This is a genomic window from Kitasatospora sp. NPDC043950, assembly GCF_056435345.1.
Genome location: NZ_JBWKER010000007.1, coordinates 122,883 through 137,250, shown reverse-complemented (window position 1 = coordinate 137,250; position 14,368 = coordinate 122,883). Strand labels below are relative to the sequence as shown.

The following is a 14,368-nucleotide window of genomic DNA, read 5'->3' as shown; positions in this document are numbered from 1 at the left end:
AGAGTTGGGACATCATGAGGCTTTTTGATCATCTTGTCCGTTTTACTCTGGACCGTATGGCCGAGCACAAGAGGGTCCTGACCCGCCGCCGCAAGATCCTGCGGGCGGCCGCCTGCACGTTCGCCGCGCTCGTCGTCCTCGGCGCCGGAGCGGCCGGGTACGCGTACGTCGAACTCAACGGCAACATCAAGAGCGTCGACATCAACGCCCGCCTCGGCGACGCCCGCCCGCCGGCCGCCACCGACGGCTCGTTCAACGTCCTGGTGCTGGGCTCCGACTCGCGCAACGGCGAGAACGGCGACCTGGCCGGCGGCGACACCGGCGACACCGCCCGCTCGGACACCGCGATGGTGCTGCACGTCAACCAGGACCACTCGCACGCCGAGGTCGTCTCGATCCCGCGCGACACCCTGGTCACCCGGCCCGACTGCACCGACGCCGCCGGCAAGGCGGTGGCCGGCGCCAAGCGCGCGATGTACAACAGCGCCTTCGAGGCCGGCGGCGCGGCCTGCGCGGTCAAGACCACCGAGCAGCTCACCGGGCTGCGGATGGACCACTACGTGCAGATCGACTTCGCCGGCTTCGCCCGCGTCGTGGACGCGATAGGCGGGGCCACCGTGAGCACCGCGGTGGCCATCCACGACAAGGACAGCGGGCTCGACCTGCCGCCGGGCGAGCACCACCTCGACGGGCAGCAGTCGCTGGCCTTCGTCCGCACCCGGCACGGCGTCGGCGACGGCAGCGACCTCGGCCGGATCGAACTCCAGAAGCAGATGGTGAAGTCGCTGCTCCAGCAGGCCGGCGGGATCGGGCTGTTCTCCAACCCGGTCAAGCTCTGGTCGATCGGCGACACCATGACCCGCAGCATCACCACCGACTCCGCGCTGGGTTCGGTGAACGCCCTGGTGGGGCTCGTCCAGGAGCTCAAGGGGATCGGGCCGGACCAGCTCGGCATGGTGACCCTGCCGGTGATGACCGCCCCCGGTGACCCCAACCGGGTGGTCGAGCAGCAGCCGCAGGCGGACCAGCTCTGGGCGGCCCTCAAGGCCGACCAGCCGGTCCCGCAGGCGATCGTCTCGGCGCAGCCCGAGAACCCCGCCCAGGCCGCCCCCACGGCCGCCCCCACGGCCGCCCCCACGGCCCCGGCGAAGGCTCCCGCCAGGCGCTGAGCGGTGCCCGGAATATCCCGGAACACGACCCGGTTTGGGAAGATGCGGCCGGTCCTGGCAGACTGGTCCGTCGGTCCCGGTTCACGTGCGGCGCTCCAGCCGCCGACCCGGTGCCCTCCCGAAACCTAGGAGAACCCCTTGAAGCCCAACGTTCACCCCGAGTACGTGGTCACCCGTGTGACCTGCACCTGCGGCGCCGAGTTCACGACCCGCTCGACCGAGACCAGTGGCGAGATCCGCGCCGAGGTCTGCTCGCAGTGCCACCCGTTCTACACCGGCAAGCAGAAGATCCTCGACACCGGTGGCCGCGTGGCCCGCTTCGAGGCCCGCTTCGGCAAGCAGCACAGCGCGAAGGCCTAGCGCTCCCACGGCGCCGGTTCCCGGTGCCCCCGTACTCGTTCCGGGGGCGCTGGGGGCCGGCGCCGTTCGCATCCCCCAGCACCCCCTCCAGCGGTTCGCACGACCGGCCGGTCCTCACCGGCTTCCAACGGTTCTCACGGGAAGAAGGCCCACTCCATGTTCGAGGCAGTCGAAGAGCTCCTCGTCGAGCACGCCGACCTCGAGAAGAGGCTGGCCGACCCGTCCGTCCACGCCGACCAGGCCAACGCTCGCAAGCTGGCCAAGCGGTACGCCGAGCTGACCCCGATCACCCGGGTCTACCGGCAGTGGCGACAGGCCGGCGAGGACATCGAGGCCGCGCGCGAACTCGCCGCCGAGGAACCGGAGTTCCTCGCCGAGGTGAAGGAGGGCGAGCAGCGCCGCGAGGGGCTGACCGAGGAGCTGCGGCTGCTGCTCGTGCCGCGCGACCCGAGCGACGACAAGGACGTCATCCTGGAGATCAAGGCGGGTGAGGGCGGCGAGGAGTCCGCGCTGTTCGCCGGCGACCTGCTCCGGATGTACCTGCGCTTCGCCGAGCGGATCGGCTGGAAGACCGAGATCATCGACGCCAACGAGTCCGACCTCGGCGGCTACAAGGACGTCTCGGTGGCCGTGAAGACCAAGGGCAACGCCGAGCCCGGGCAGGGCGTCTGGGCCCGGCTGAAGTACGAGGGCGGCGTGCACCGCGTGCAGCGCGTCCCCGCCACCGAGTCCCAGGGCCGCATCCACACCTCCGCGGCGGGCGTGCTGGTCACCCCCGAGGCGGAGGAGGTCGAGGTCGAGATCGTCGCCAACGACCTGCGGATCGACGTCTACCGCTCGTCCGGCCCCGGCGGCCAGTCGGTCAACACCACCGACTCCGCGGTCCGGATCACCCACCTGCCGACCGGTATCGTGGCGTCCTGCCAGAACGAGAAGAGCCAGCTGCAGAACAAGGAGCAGGCGATGCGCATCCTGCGGTCGCGCCTGTTGGCCGCCGCGCAGGAGGAGGCCGAGCGCGAGGCCTCGGACGCGCGTCGCAGCCAGGTCCGTACGGTGGACCGCTCCGAGCGGATCCGGACGTACAACTACCCGGAGAACCGCATCTCGGACCACCGCACGGGGTTCAAGTCGTACAACCTGGACCAGGTCCTGGACGGCGAACTGAACGCGGTGATCCAGTCCTGCGTCGACGCGGACGCGGCGGCCAAGCTCGCCTCGGCCCAACAGAACTGAGACCGGCGCGCCCAGCCCGAGCGACGGCGCGAGCCGGAGCGCAGAAACAAGAGGTCGTACGGATGAACCTGCTGCTCGCCGAGGTGGCCCAGGCCACCCAGCGGTTGGCCGCGGCCGGCGTGCCGTCGCCGCGCTTCGACGCGGAGGAACTCGCCGCCTACGTCCACAACGTCAAGCGCAGCCAGCTGCACTCGGTGAAGGACGCCGACTTCGACGCCCGCTACTGGGAGGCCGTCTCCCGCCGCGAGGCGCGCGAACCGCTCCAGCACATCACCGGGCGGGCGTTCTTCCGCTACCTCGAACTGGAGGTCGGCCCCGGGGTGTTCGTACCCCGGCCGGAGACCGAGACGGTCGTCGAGTGGGCCATAGACGCCGTCCGCGACATGGACGTGGCCGAGCCGCTGGTCGTCGACCTGTGCTCCGGCTCCGGCGCCATCGCGCTCGCCCTGGCCCAGGAGCTGCCGCGCTCGACCGTGCACGCCTTCGAACTCGACGAGGGCGCGCTGCAGTACACCCGGCGCAACATCGAGGCCAGCCCCGACCGCGCCCGGGTCACCCTGCACGCCGGTGACGCCACCCGGGCCTTCGCCGACGACCGCTCCTGGGACGGCCGCTTCGACCTGGTGATCTCCAACCCGCCGTACATCCCGCTCACCGAGTGGGAGTACGTCGCCCCGGAGGCCCGCGACCACGACCCGCAGATGTCGTTGTTCTCCGGCGAGGACGGCCTGGACACCATCCGCGGCATCGAGCGGGTGGCCGCCCGGCTGCTGCGCCCCGGCGGCGCGGTGGTGATCGAGCACGCCGACCAGCAGGGCGGGCAGGTCCCGTGGATCTTCAACGAGGAACGCGGCTGGACGGACACCGCCGACCACCGCGACCTGAACAACCGACCGCGCTTCACAACAGCCCGCAGGGCGTCGTTGTGAACGATCGAGCACAGTACGACAGCCCGCAGGGCGTCGTTGTGAGCGGTCGAGTGCCGTACGCCCACCCGAGGGGCGTCGTCGTGACCGGCCGGGCCGCGGTACCGCCGCTCGCCCGGCCGCGCCGTGAAGACCGTGCTGTGAACGCTGTGATGAGCCATTCCGGAAGGGGACCGCACCGATGAGCCGCCGTTACGACTGTGCCGACGCCGGGGACCGCGCCACCGGCCTGCGCGAGGCCGCCTCGGCCATTCGCCGGGGCGAACTCGTCGTGCTGCCCACCGACACCCTGTACGGGGTCGGAGCGGACGCCTTCTCGCCGGAGGCCGTCGGCGACCTGCTGGCCGCCAAGGGCCGCGGCCGCAACATGCCCTCGCCCGTGCTGGTCGGCTCGCCGACCACCCTGCACGGCCTGGTCACCGACTTCTCCGAGCAGGCCTGGGAGCTGGTCGACGCGTTCTGGCCGGGCGGGCTCACCCTGGTCGCCAAGCACCAGCCCTCGCTGCGCTGGGACCTCGGCGAGACCCGCGGCACCGTCGCCGTCCGGATGCCGCTGCACCCGGTCGCCATCGAGCTGCTGAACGCCACCGGCCCGCTCGCCGTCTCCAGCGCCAACAAGACCGGCGGCCCGTCCCCGGCCACCTGCGACGAGGCGCAGGCGCAGCTCGGCGACGCCATCTCGGTCTACCTGGACGGCGGACAGGCGGACCACGCGACCGCCTCGTCCATCGTCGACGTCACGGGCAAGGTCCCGGTCCTGCTGCGGGCGGGCGCGATCAGCGTCGAGCAGCTGAGGGAGGTCGTCCCCGACCTGGAGGCCGGCAGTTGACGCCCATCGCCTCGCTCCATGCCGGGCCCGGCATAGCGCCGTACCTGAGCGTGGGTCCCAGGCCGCTGGACCACTTCCGGATCCTGTTCGTCTGCACCGGCAACATCTGCCGCTCGCCGATCGCCGAGCGGCTCACCCGGCGTGAGCTGGACACCCGGCTCAGCCCCCGGGTGGCCGGCCGGATCCTGGTGGAGAGCGCCGGCACCTGGGGCCACGTGGGCGCGCCGATGGAGGACCACGCCGCGACCGTCCTGGACGAGTACGGCGCCGACAGCGGCGGCTTCACCGGCCGCGAGCTGCTGGACGAGCACGTGGTCGAGGCCGACCTGGTGCTCACCGCGACCCTGGACCACCGCGCCCAGGTCATCTCGATGGGCCACGAGGCGGGACTGCGCACCTTCACCCTGAAGGAGTTCACCCGCCTGGTGCGGACGATAGACCCGGGCACCCTGCCCGACCCGCGCCGCGGCGCCGACGTCACCGAGCGCGCCCGCGCCCTGGTCCGGGCGGCCGCCGCGCTGCGCGGCTGGCTGCTCGCCGCCACCCCGGAGTCCGACGAACTGGACGACCCGTACGGGGCCCCGATCGGCATGTTCCGCAACTGCGGCGAGGAGATATTCCACGCGGTCGACCCGGTGGTCACCGCGCTCACCGGCGTGCCCGCGCTGCGCTGACCGCCCGCGCCGCGAGCGGCCCGAAGGCCCCCCGGCGGCCCGGGGACGGCCCGCGGCGGCCGAGCGCCGAATGGCCCCGCGCCGACGAGCCGCCCGGCCCGGCCGGTCCTACGCTGGAGGAACCCACCCTTCCCGGCCCCCATGCCGGGAGGCGCCCCCACGCCGCCCCGGAGCCCCGCCATGACCGTCACCGACGCCCCGACCGGCCCGACCGCGACCAGAGGGCGCCCGTGGGCCTCCGAGGCACTGCACCGGGCCGATCCGCAGGTGGCCGACCTGCTGGCGGCCGAGGCCGAGCGGCGGGCCGAGACGGTCCAGCTGCTGGCGGGGGAGAACCTGACCTCCCCGGCCGTCCTGGCGGCGCTGACCGGGCCGCTGATCGACAAGTACGCCGAGGGCTACCCGGGCCGCCGGCACCACACCGGCTGCGCCCTCGCGGACGCCGCCGAGCTGCTGGCGATCGACCGGGCCCGTGAGCTGTTCGCCGCCCCGCACGCCAACGTCCAGCCCCGGTCGGCGACTTCGGCGATGCTGGCGGCGTACGCGGCGCTGCTGCGGCCCGGCGACGGGGTGCTGGCGATGTCGCTGGAGCACGGCGGCCACCTCAGCTGCGGCTCGCGGGCGAACTTCTCCGGCCGCTGGTTCGCCTTCACGGGGTACGGGGTGCGCGAGGCCGACGGCCTGATCGACCTCGACCAGGTGCGCGACCTGGCCCGCGAGCACCGCCCGAAGGCGATCGTGGCGGGCTCGATCTCGCACCCCCGGCACCCGGACTGGGCCGCCTTCCGGGAGATCGCCGACGAGGTGGACGCCTACCTGATCGCCTCGGTCGCCCAGACCGCCGGCCTGGTCGCCGCCGGGGTGGCGCCCTCCCCGGTGCCGTACGCGGACGTCACCGTGGCGGCCACCCACAAGCTGCTGCGCGGCCCGCGCGGGGGCCTGCTGCTGTCCACCGCGGAGCTGGCCGAGCGGATCGACCGGGCGGTGTTCCCGTTCAGCCAGGGCGGGGCGGCGATGAACGAGGTGGCCGGCAAGGCGGTGGCGCTGGCCGAGGCGGCGACGCCCGGCTACCGGGCGTACGCGCAGCGGACGGTGGACGGGGCGCGGGTGCTGGCGACAGGGCTCGCGGCGGCCGGGATGCGCCCGCTGACCGGCGGCACCGACACCCACCTGGTGACGGCGGACGTGAGCCCGCTGGGCGTCACCGGCGCGGAGGCCGAGCGGCGCTGCGCCGTGGCCGGACTGCTGCTCGGCAAGTGCGCGCTGCCCTACGACCCGGCGCCGGCGGCCGAGGCCTCCGGGATCAGGCTGGGCACCGGCACGGTGACCAGCCAGGGGATGGGCGAGGCGGAACTCGCTGAGCTCGCCGGGCTGATCGCCCAGGTGCTCGCCGGGGGCACGGGCGCGCGGGTGGCGAACCGGGTCCGGGAGCTGGCCCTGTCCTTCGCCGACCGGCGGTGAACAAGAGCGTCGTCGACGGATATTCGGATCTCCTACCCGGGAGAGCGAACCGCGATGCGTGCCTTGAGCGTCCGACTCAATAAGGTGTGGGGCGTGGCGACGCACCTCGAACCCCGGGAACGCAGGGGAGTACCTTCGGTACCTCCCCGTTGGACAGTGACGCAGGAGGCCGGTGGTGCGTGAGTATCTGCTGGTGCTGTTCTGCACCGCCGCCGTCACCTACCTGTTGACCGGCCCGGTCCGGAAGTTCGCCATCGCGGCGGGCGCCATGCCGCCGGTCCGCGCCCGGGACGTGCACCGCGAGCCGACACCGCGGCTCGGCGGGATCGCCATGTTCGGCGGGCTGTGCGCGGGCATCCTGGTCGCCTCCCAGCTGGACAACCTGAGCAAGGTGTTCTCCCAGGGCACCGACATCCGCGCGCTGCTGTCCGGCGCCGGGATCATGTGGCTGCTCGGGGTGCTCGACGACAAGTGGGGCGTGGACGCGCTGGTGAAGCTCGGCGGCCAGATGATCGCCGCCGGTGTGATGGTCTGGCAGGGCGTCACGGTGATCACCCTCCCGGTGCCCGGTGTCGGCGCGGTCGCGGTGAGCCCCACCCAGGGCATGGTCATCTCGGTCACCCTGGTCGTCGTCATGGTCAACGCGGTGAACTTCATCGACGGCCTGGACGGCCTGGCGGGCGGCATGGTCTGCATCGCCGCGATGGCGTTCTTCCTGTACAGCTACCGGCTCTGGTACGGCTACACGATCACCGACGCGGCGCCTGCGGTGCTGTTCAGCGTGCTGCTGATCGGCATGTGCCTGGGCTTCCTGGCGCACAACATGCACCCCGCGCGGATCTTCATGGGCGACTCCGGCTCGATGATGCTGGGCCTGATGCTGGCCGTGGCCGCGATCTCCATCACCGGCCGCGTCGACCCGGACCTGATCAGCAGCGAGACCGGTTCGCAGACCGCGACCGTGCACGCCCTGGTGCCGATCTACATCCCGCTGCTGCTGCCGCTGACGGTCATCGCGCTGCCGCTGGCGGACCTGCTGCTCGCGGTGGTGCGCCGCACCTGGGCCGGCCAGTCGCCGTTCGCCGCGGACAAGCGCCACCTGCACCACCGGCTGCTCCAGGTCGGGCACTCGCACAGCCGCGCGGTGCTGATCATGTACTTCTGGGCCGCGCTGATCGCCTTCGGCACGGTGGCCTTCTCGGTCACCAACACCGGCCGCACGGTGGTGCTGACGCTCGCCGGGCTCTGCCTGGTCGGCCTGGTGGTGCTGCTGACGCCGCAGTTCCGGCCGCGCGCGCCGAAGGCGGTGCAGGCCTTCGTCCCGCCGCGCTACCGGCGCCGTCCGTCCGCCCCCATGGCTGAACTGTCGGCAAAGGACAAGCAACTTCTTGGTGAAGCCGACCGGGGAGCCTCCGCGCTCGACGACCACGGCCGGGCCACCGGCCGCCGCTAGCAAGGCAGTTGATGTTCCGTCAAATGGCCTCACCCGTTCGGATGCACCGTTGCGCCGTCGGTGTGACAGGTGCCACACATTCATGGTAAAGCTCTCATCAAATAGTTTGTGATACCGTTCACGAGTACCGAGAACACGCCGAAAGACCTGACAGGTGGAGGACTTCCGTCCCTGGTCGGTCTCCCTCGACGGGCCCGCCGCTCCAGCGGGCGGCCCGGGCGGCGGCCTCTCGGTCCGGTGTCACCCACCACCTTCTGTGCCCCGTCCCCCGTCACATCGACATGCCGCCGGAGCTGCCGACATGCCGTCCACCGACGCCCGGATCCTCCGAGGCGCCGCGATTCCCACTGCGGCCGCCGGGATCATCGCCATGGCGATCTCGTTCGCCGTCGCCGGTGGGAAGGGGCTGCTCGGCGCCCTCTTCGGCGCACTCCTGGTGATGGCCTTCTTCAGCTTCGGCCAGGTCGCGCTCGACCGGCTGACCAGGTCGAACCCGCACATCATGATGGCCGCGGCGCTGCTCGTGTACACCACGCAGATCCTGCTGGTCGGCATCGTGTTGGCGGTCTTCAAGAACACCGAGCTCTTCAACCGGCAGGCCTTCGCCTTCACCCTGCTCGGTTGCGCGCTGATCTGGACGGGGTTCCAGGTGCGCGGTGCGCTGAAGGCCAAGACCTTCTACGTCGACCCCGACGCCTCCGAAAACAAGGGCGACAAGCCCTCCGACTCGGGGCGTCAACAGTGACGAGCCCTGGCTGTCCCCCCAACGAGGGGGGCGGTGTTTATGCCGCACTGACGGACTGCTATCGTCCGTCGCAACAACGGAGTACGGGAAGCGGCCAGGTCTGTCCGAACAGCGGACGGATCGCCCCCCGGATCCGCGCAGTCTTCGATGATCCCGCTGTGGTGCGGCGCACCGGCGCGCGGGATCCGCGAGAAACCCATCAAGTTCCAGTGCCGCTCCGTGGCCGCAGGCCACGCCGACACACCGAGGTTGCCGTAACCATGCGTCACGACGAAGGAGTCCGTGGTGAGTGCTGATCAGCTCACGTTCCTCGCCTCAGGCAGTTGCCACTTCGGGGACGCTGGCTGCGGCTTCCCGGCCCCGGGTCTGAACGAGTTCCAGTTCAAGCCGATCTTCTCGATCGGCAGTATCGAGTTCAACAAGCCGATGCTGCTGTCGGTCATCGTTGCGCTGCTGGTCGTCGTCTTCTTCTGGGCCGCCTTCGCCAAGCCGCGCCTGGTCCCCGGCAAGCTGCAGCTCGTCGGCGAGATCGGCTACGACTTCGTCAAGCGCTCCATCGTGCTGGAGACGATCGGCAAGAAGGGCGAGAAGTACGTCCCGATGCTCGTCTCGATGTTCTTCTTCATCTGGCTGATGAACATCATGTCGATCATCCCCTTCGCGCAGTTCCCCGTCTCGGCGGCGATCGCGTTCCCGGCCGGCCTCGCTGCGGTCGTGTGGATCACCTACATGACGCTGACCTTCAAGAAGCACGGCTTCGTCGGCGGTCTGAAGAACCTCTGCTGGCCCTCGGGCATCCCCGGCTGGGTCATGTTCATCCTGGTGCCGATCGAGTTCTTCTCGAACATCTTCGTGCGCCCCTTCACGCTCGCGGTCCGAGCCTTCGCGAACATGTTCGCCGGCCACCTGCTGATCGTGATGTTCTCCATCGCCTCCTGGTACCTGCTCAGCCCGACCCTGGGTGCGCTCTACGGCTCGGCCTCGTTCATCGTCGCCGTCGCGCTGACCGCCTTCGAGCTGCTGGTCCAGTTCCTGCAGGCCTACATCTTCGTGATGCTGGCCAGCAGCTACATCGCCGGTGCCCTCGAAGAGGCGCACTGAGCCAGGGGGCTTCGGCCCTCCCTGAACCAACCTCTCCGGATTGCCCGGTGGCCAATCACCACCGGTTCACCACCCCTGCAAAGGACAACGTCAATGAGCATCCTCGCTGAGGGCAACGTCTACGGTTCCGTCGCCTCCATCGGCTACGGCCTCGCCGCGATCGGCCCCGGCATCGGCGTCGGTCTGATCTTCGGCAACGGTGTCCAGGCCATGGCCCGTCAGCCCGAGGCTGCCGGCCTGATCCGCTCCAACATGTTCATCGGCTTCGCGCTGACCGAGGCGCTCGCCCTCATCGGCATCGTCATGCCGTTCGTCTTCGGCAACAAGTAATCCTGCCGCAGACCCATTCGAGGAAGGTCCAGATATGAGCATCGCGGTTACGCTCGCGGCCGAGGAGAAGATGAACCCTCTCCTCCCCGCGTGGCCCGAGATCATCATCGGCCTGCTCTGCTTCTTCATCGTCTTCGGTCTCCTCGGCAAGAAGCTCCTCCCCAGCATCGAGAAGGTGCTGTCGGAGCGTCGGGACGCCATCGAGGGCGGCATGGAGCGCGCCGAGGCCGCTCAGGCGGAGGCCCAGGCCCTGCTTGAGCAGTACCGCGCCGAGCTCGCCGAGGCGCGTCACGAGGCTGCCCGCATCGTCGAGCAGGCTCGCGAGCAGGGCGCTGCCCAGCTCACCGAGATGCGCGAGGAGGGCCAGCGTCAGCGCGAGGCCATCGTCGCCGCCGGCCACGCGCAGATCGAGGCCGACAAGAAGCAGGCGACTGCCGTCCTGCGCCAGGACGTGGGTTCGCTGGCCTCCCAGCTGGCTTCCCGCATCGTGGGCGAGTCCCTCGAGGACAGCGCTCGGCAGAGCGGCGTGATCGACCGTTTCCTGGACGAGCTGGAGGCCAAGGCCGCCGTTGCTCAGGGTGCGGCCAAGTGATCGGCGCCAGCCGCGAGGCCCTCGCCGCCGGCCGGCAGAACCTGGAGAGCCTGACCGACTCCACCTCGGTGGACGCGGCCAAGCTCGCCGAGGAGCTCACCGCCGTCACGGCCGTGCTGGACCGTGAGGTGTCGCTGCGCCGTGTCCTGACCGACCCGTCCCGGTCGGGTCAGGACAAGGCCCAGCTGGTCTCCTCGCTGCTGACCGGTCAGGTCTCCGGCGAGACCGTCGACCTCGTCTCCGGTCTGGTCCGCTCCCGCTGGTCGGGCTCGCGCGACCTGGTGGACGGGACCGAGGAGCTGGCCGCGTACGCCGAGGTCATCGCGGCGGACAGGGCAGGCGCCCTGGACGACGTTGAGGACGAGCTGTTCCGGTTCAGCCGGGTGGTGGGCGGCTCGCACGAGCTGCGCGCCGCGCTGACCGAGCCGAAGGCTGGCACCGCCGCGAAGGCCGCGCTGATCAAGAAGCTGCTCGGTGGCCGCGCCCACGCGGGCACCGTCCGGCTGGTCACGGCCATCGTCAACGCGCCGCGTGGCCGTAGCCTGGAGCAGGGCCTGGAGTCCTACTCGAAGCTCGCCGCCGCACGCCGCGGCCGCGTGGTGGCCCTGGTCACCACCGCGGTGCCGCTGTCGGACACCCAGAAGGAGCGCCTGTCCGGTGCTCTGGGCCGGATGTACGGCCGCCAGGTCCACCTGAACATCGACGTCGACCCCGAGGTCGTCGGCGGTGTCCGGGTGCAGGTCGGCGACGAGATCATCGACGGCACCGTGTCGAGCCGCCTCGAAGGCGCTCGCCAGTCGCTCGAAGGCTGAGCACACCGAAGCAGCAGCACATCCGACCCTCGGTCGGGAAACCGGCTCCCCAAGGAGCCGGCACATCGGACGGCCGGTTCGGCAGACCCGGCCGAGAGTCGAATACTTGCGGCCCTCAATGGCGGGCCGAGGATCGCAAACTAGGAGAGCAGGGAAGCCTGATGGCGGAGCTTACGATCCGTCCGGAGGAGATCCGGGACGCGCTGGCCGACTTTGTCCAGTCGTACCAGCCGGACGCCGCTTCTGTGGAAGAGGTCGGCACGGTCACTGACGCGGCGGACGGCATCGCGCATGTCGAGGGCCTGCCCTCGGTCATGGCGAACGAGCTGCTGAGGTTCGAGGACGGCACGCTCGGCCTCGCGCTGAACCTCGACACCCGCGAGATCGGTGTCGTCATCCTCGGTGAGTTCGGTGGCATCGAAGAGGGCCAGACCGTGCGCCGCACCGGCGAGGTCCTCTCGGTTCCGGTCGGCGACGGCTACCTCGGCCGCGTCGTGGACCCGCTGGGCAACCCGATCGACGGTCTGGGCGACATCGCCTCCAGCGGTCGCCGCGCCCTGGAGCTGCAGGCCCCCGGCGTCATGGCCCGCAAGTCGGTCAAGCAGCCGCTGCAGACCGGCATCAAGGCCATCGACTCGATGACCCCGATCGGCCGTGGCCAGCGTCAGCTGATCATCGGTGACCGCCAGACCGGCAAGACCGCGGTGGCCGTCGACACGATCATCAACCAGCGCGACAACTGGCGCTCGGGCGACCCGGAGAAGCAGGTCCGCTGCATCTACGTCGCCGTGGGCCAGAAGGGCTCCACCATCGCGTCCGTCCGCGGCGCCCTGGAGGAGGCCGGCGCGCTGGAGTACACCACCATCGTGGCTGCTCCCGCCTCCGACCCGGCCGGCTTCAAGTACCTCGCCCCGTACACCGGTTCGGCCATCGGCCAGGAGTGGATGTACGACGGCAAGCACGTCCTGATCATCTTCGACGACCTGTCGAAGCAGGCCGAGGCCTACCGCTCCGTGTCGCTGCTGCTGCGCCGTCCGCCGGGCCGCGAGGCCTACCCGGGCGACGTCTTCTACCTGCACTCCCGCCTGCTGGAGCGTTGCGCCAAGCTGAACGACGCCCTGGGCGGCGGCTCGATGACCGGTCTGCCGATCATCGAGACCAAGGCCAACGACGTCTCGGCGTACATCCCGACCAACGTCATCTCCATCACCGACGGCCAGTGCTTCCTGGAGTCCGACCTGTTCAACGCCGGCATCCGCCCGGCCGTGAACGTCGGTATCTCGGTCTCCCGCGTCGGTGGCTCCGCCCAGATCAAGGCCATGCGTTCGGTCGCCGGCCGTCTGCGTCTGGACCTCGCCCAGTACCGCGAGCTGGAGGCCTTCGCCGCCTTCGGTTCCGACCTGGACGCGGCCTCCAAGGCCCAGCTGGAGCGCGGTGCGCGCATGGTCGAGCTGCTGAAGCAGGGTCAGTACCAGCCGTTCCCGGTCGAGGAGCAGGTCGTCTCCATCTGGGCCGGCACCACCGGCAAGCTGGACGACGTCCCGGTCGCCGAGATCCGCCGCTTCGAGCGCGAGTTCCTGGACCACGTGCGCCTCCAGCACAAGGACCTGCTCGCGGGCATCGTCGAGACCGGTCTGCTCGCCGAGGGCACCGTCGACGCGCTGACCAGCGCCATCGACGCGTTCAAGCAGGGCTACCAGACCGCTGACGGCAAGCTGCTCTCCGAGCAGGCCTGAGTCCGGTAGCGAGGGAAAGGACGTAACGACCCATGGGAGCACAGCTTCGGGTCTACAAGCGCCGGATCCGCTCTGTCACCGCGACGAAGAAGATCACCAAGGCGATGGAGATGATCTCCGCGTCGCGCATCGTCAAGGCGCAGCGCGCGGTGGCCGCCTCCACTCCGTACGCCGATGAGCTCACCCGTGCGGTGACGGCGGTGGCCACCCGGTCCAACGCCAAGCACCCGCTCACCACCGAGAACCCGAGCGCCTCGCGCGCCGCCGTCCTGCTGATCACGGCGGACCGCGGCCTGGCGGGCGGTTACTCGACCAACGCCATCAAGGCCGCGCAGTCGCTCAGCGAGCGTCTGCGGGCCGAGGGCAAGGACGTGGTGACGTACATCGTCGGTCGCAAGGGCGTCTCGTACTACACGTTCCGCGGCTTCGACATCGCGGAGTCGTGGACGGGCTTCTCGGACAAGCCGACCTACGGGGACGCGAAGACCGTGGCGGCCGACCTGATCGAGGCCTTCACGGCCGAGACGGGCGGCGTGGACGAACTCCACCTGATCTCGACCAAGTTCGTGTCGATGCTGACGCAGAACGCGGTCGGGGCCCGGCTGCTGCCGCTGAAGCTGGACGAGGTCCAGCTCAGCGACGACCAGCCGGCCAAGGCGGAGATCTTCCCGCTGTACGACTTCGAGCCGTCGGCGGAGGGCGTGCTGGACGCGCTGCTGCCGCGGTACGTCGAGAGCCGGATCTACAACGCGCTGCTGCAGTCGGCCGCCTCCGAGCACGCCGCCCGCCGACGCGCGATGAAGAGCGCGACGGACAACGCCGGCGAGCTCATCAAGTCGCTCACGCGGCTTGCCAACTCGGCCCGTCAGGCCGAGATCACCCAGGAAATCAGCGAGATCGTCGGCGGTGCCAACGCCCTCGCCGACGCTAGCCGCGGGAGCGAATGA

15 protein-coding genes are annotated in these 14,368 nt (G+C 70.5%); all 15 read left to right on the top strand.

What is annotated here, in order from left to right; translation table 11 throughout:
- Positions 1-56: 56 nt before the first annotated feature.
- A complete protein-coding gene (locus tag AC07BF_RS07235; RefSeq protein ID WP_363581980.1) occupies positions 57-1,169 on the top strand; it encodes an LCP family protein in 1,113 nt (370 codons plus the stop codon).
- A 138-nt stretch (positions 1,170-1,307) separates the two neighbouring features.
- Positions 1,308-1,529 carry a 50S ribosomal protein L31 gene (rpmE, locus tag AC07BF_RS07230; RefSeq protein WP_030057539.1) on the top strand — a complete coding sequence of 74 codons (222 nt, stop codon included), beginning with the start codon at positions 1,308-1,310 and terminating at the stop codon, positions 1,527-1,529.
- A gap of 156 nt (positions 1,530-1,685) precedes the next feature.
- Positions 1,686-2,762, top strand: a complete 1,077-nt coding sequence (gene prfA, locus AC07BF_RS07225; RefSeq protein WP_363581982.1) for a peptide chain release factor 1 — start codon at positions 1,686-1,688, stop codon at positions 2,760-2,762.
- A gap of 62 nt (positions 2,763-2,824) precedes the next feature.
- Positions 2,825-3,691: a peptide chain release factor N(5)-glutamine methyltransferase gene (prmC, locus tag AC07BF_RS07220; protein ID WP_063347810.1), complete on the top strand. Its 867-nt coding sequence runs from the start codon at positions 2,825-2,827 to the stop codon at positions 3,689-3,691.
- A 178-nt stretch (positions 3,692-3,869) separates the two neighbouring features.
- Positions 3,870-4,517, top strand: a complete 648-nt coding sequence (locus tag AC07BF_RS07215) for an L-threonylcarbamoyladenylate synthase (RefSeq protein WP_063347809.1) — start codon at positions 3,870-3,872, stop codon at positions 4,515-4,517.
- Positions 4,518-4,549: 32 nt separating this feature from the next.
- Positions 4,550-5,191 carry an arsenate reductase/protein-tyrosine-phosphatase family protein gene (locus AC07BF_RS07210; protein ID WP_363372045.1) on the top strand — a complete coding sequence of 214 codons (642 nt, stop codon included), beginning with the start codon at positions 4,550-4,552 and terminating at the stop codon, positions 5,189-5,191.
- Between the two features lie 180 nt (positions 5,192-5,371).
- Positions 5,372-6,652 (top strand): serine hydroxymethyltransferase, encoded by a 1,281-nt coding sequence (locus tag AC07BF_RS07205; protein ID WP_363581984.1) that lies wholly within the window; start codon positions 5,372-5,374, stop codon positions 6,650-6,652.
- A 175-nt stretch (positions 6,653-6,827) separates the two neighbouring features.
- The gene (locus AC07BF_RS07200) at positions 6,828-8,105 is read left to right on the top strand and encodes an MraY family glycosyltransferase (protein ID WP_363581986.1); all 1,278 of its coding nucleotides are present in this window, start codon (positions 6,828-6,830) and stop codon (positions 8,103-8,105) included.
- Between the two features lie 301 nt (positions 8,106-8,406).
- Positions 8,407-8,850, top strand: coding sequence for a Cg1360 family ATP-synthase-associated protein (locus AC07BF_RS07195; RefSeq protein WP_371517123.1), 444 nt, complete (start codon positions 8,407-8,409; stop codon positions 8,848-8,850).
- Positions 8,851-9,135: 285 nt separating this feature from the next.
- Positions 9,136-9,951 carry a F0F1 ATP synthase subunit A gene (atpB, locus tag AC07BF_RS07190; protein ID WP_350879603.1) on the top strand — a complete coding sequence of 272 codons (816 nt, stop codon included), beginning with the start codon at positions 9,136-9,138 and terminating at the stop codon, positions 9,949-9,951.
- Positions 9,952-10,044: 93 nt separating this feature from the next.
- Positions 10,045-10,281 carry an ATP synthase F0 subunit C gene (gene atpE, locus AC07BF_RS07185; protein ID WP_350879602.1) on the top strand — a complete coding sequence of 79 codons (237 nt, stop codon included), beginning with the start codon at positions 10,045-10,047 and terminating at the stop codon, positions 10,279-10,281.
- A 34-nt stretch (positions 10,282-10,315) separates the two neighbouring features.
- The gene (locus AC07BF_RS07180) at positions 10,316-10,873 is read left to right on the top strand and encodes a F0F1 ATP synthase subunit B (protein ID WP_363581990.1); all 558 of its coding nucleotides are present in this window, start codon (positions 10,316-10,318) and stop codon (positions 10,871-10,873) included.
- The gene (locus AC07BF_RS07175; RefSeq protein WP_363581992.1) at positions 10,870-11,685 is read left to right on the top strand and encodes a F0F1 ATP synthase subunit delta; all 816 of its coding nucleotides are present in this window, start codon (positions 10,870-10,872) and stop codon (positions 11,683-11,685) included. The genes AC07BF_RS07180 and AC07BF_RS07175 overlap by 4 nt, the downstream gene beginning before the upstream one ends.
- A gap of 161 nt (positions 11,686-11,846) precedes the next feature.
- Positions 11,847-13,421 (top strand): F0F1 ATP synthase subunit alpha, encoded by a 1,575-nt coding sequence (atpA, locus tag AC07BF_RS07170; RefSeq protein WP_363581994.1) that lies wholly within the window; start codon positions 11,847-11,849, stop codon positions 13,419-13,421.
- A 32-nt stretch (positions 13,422-13,453) separates the two neighbouring features.
- Entirely contained in the window at positions 13,454-14,368 is a 915-nt protein-coding gene (locus tag AC07BF_RS07165) for a F0F1 ATP synthase subunit gamma (protein WP_400988544.1), read from the top strand.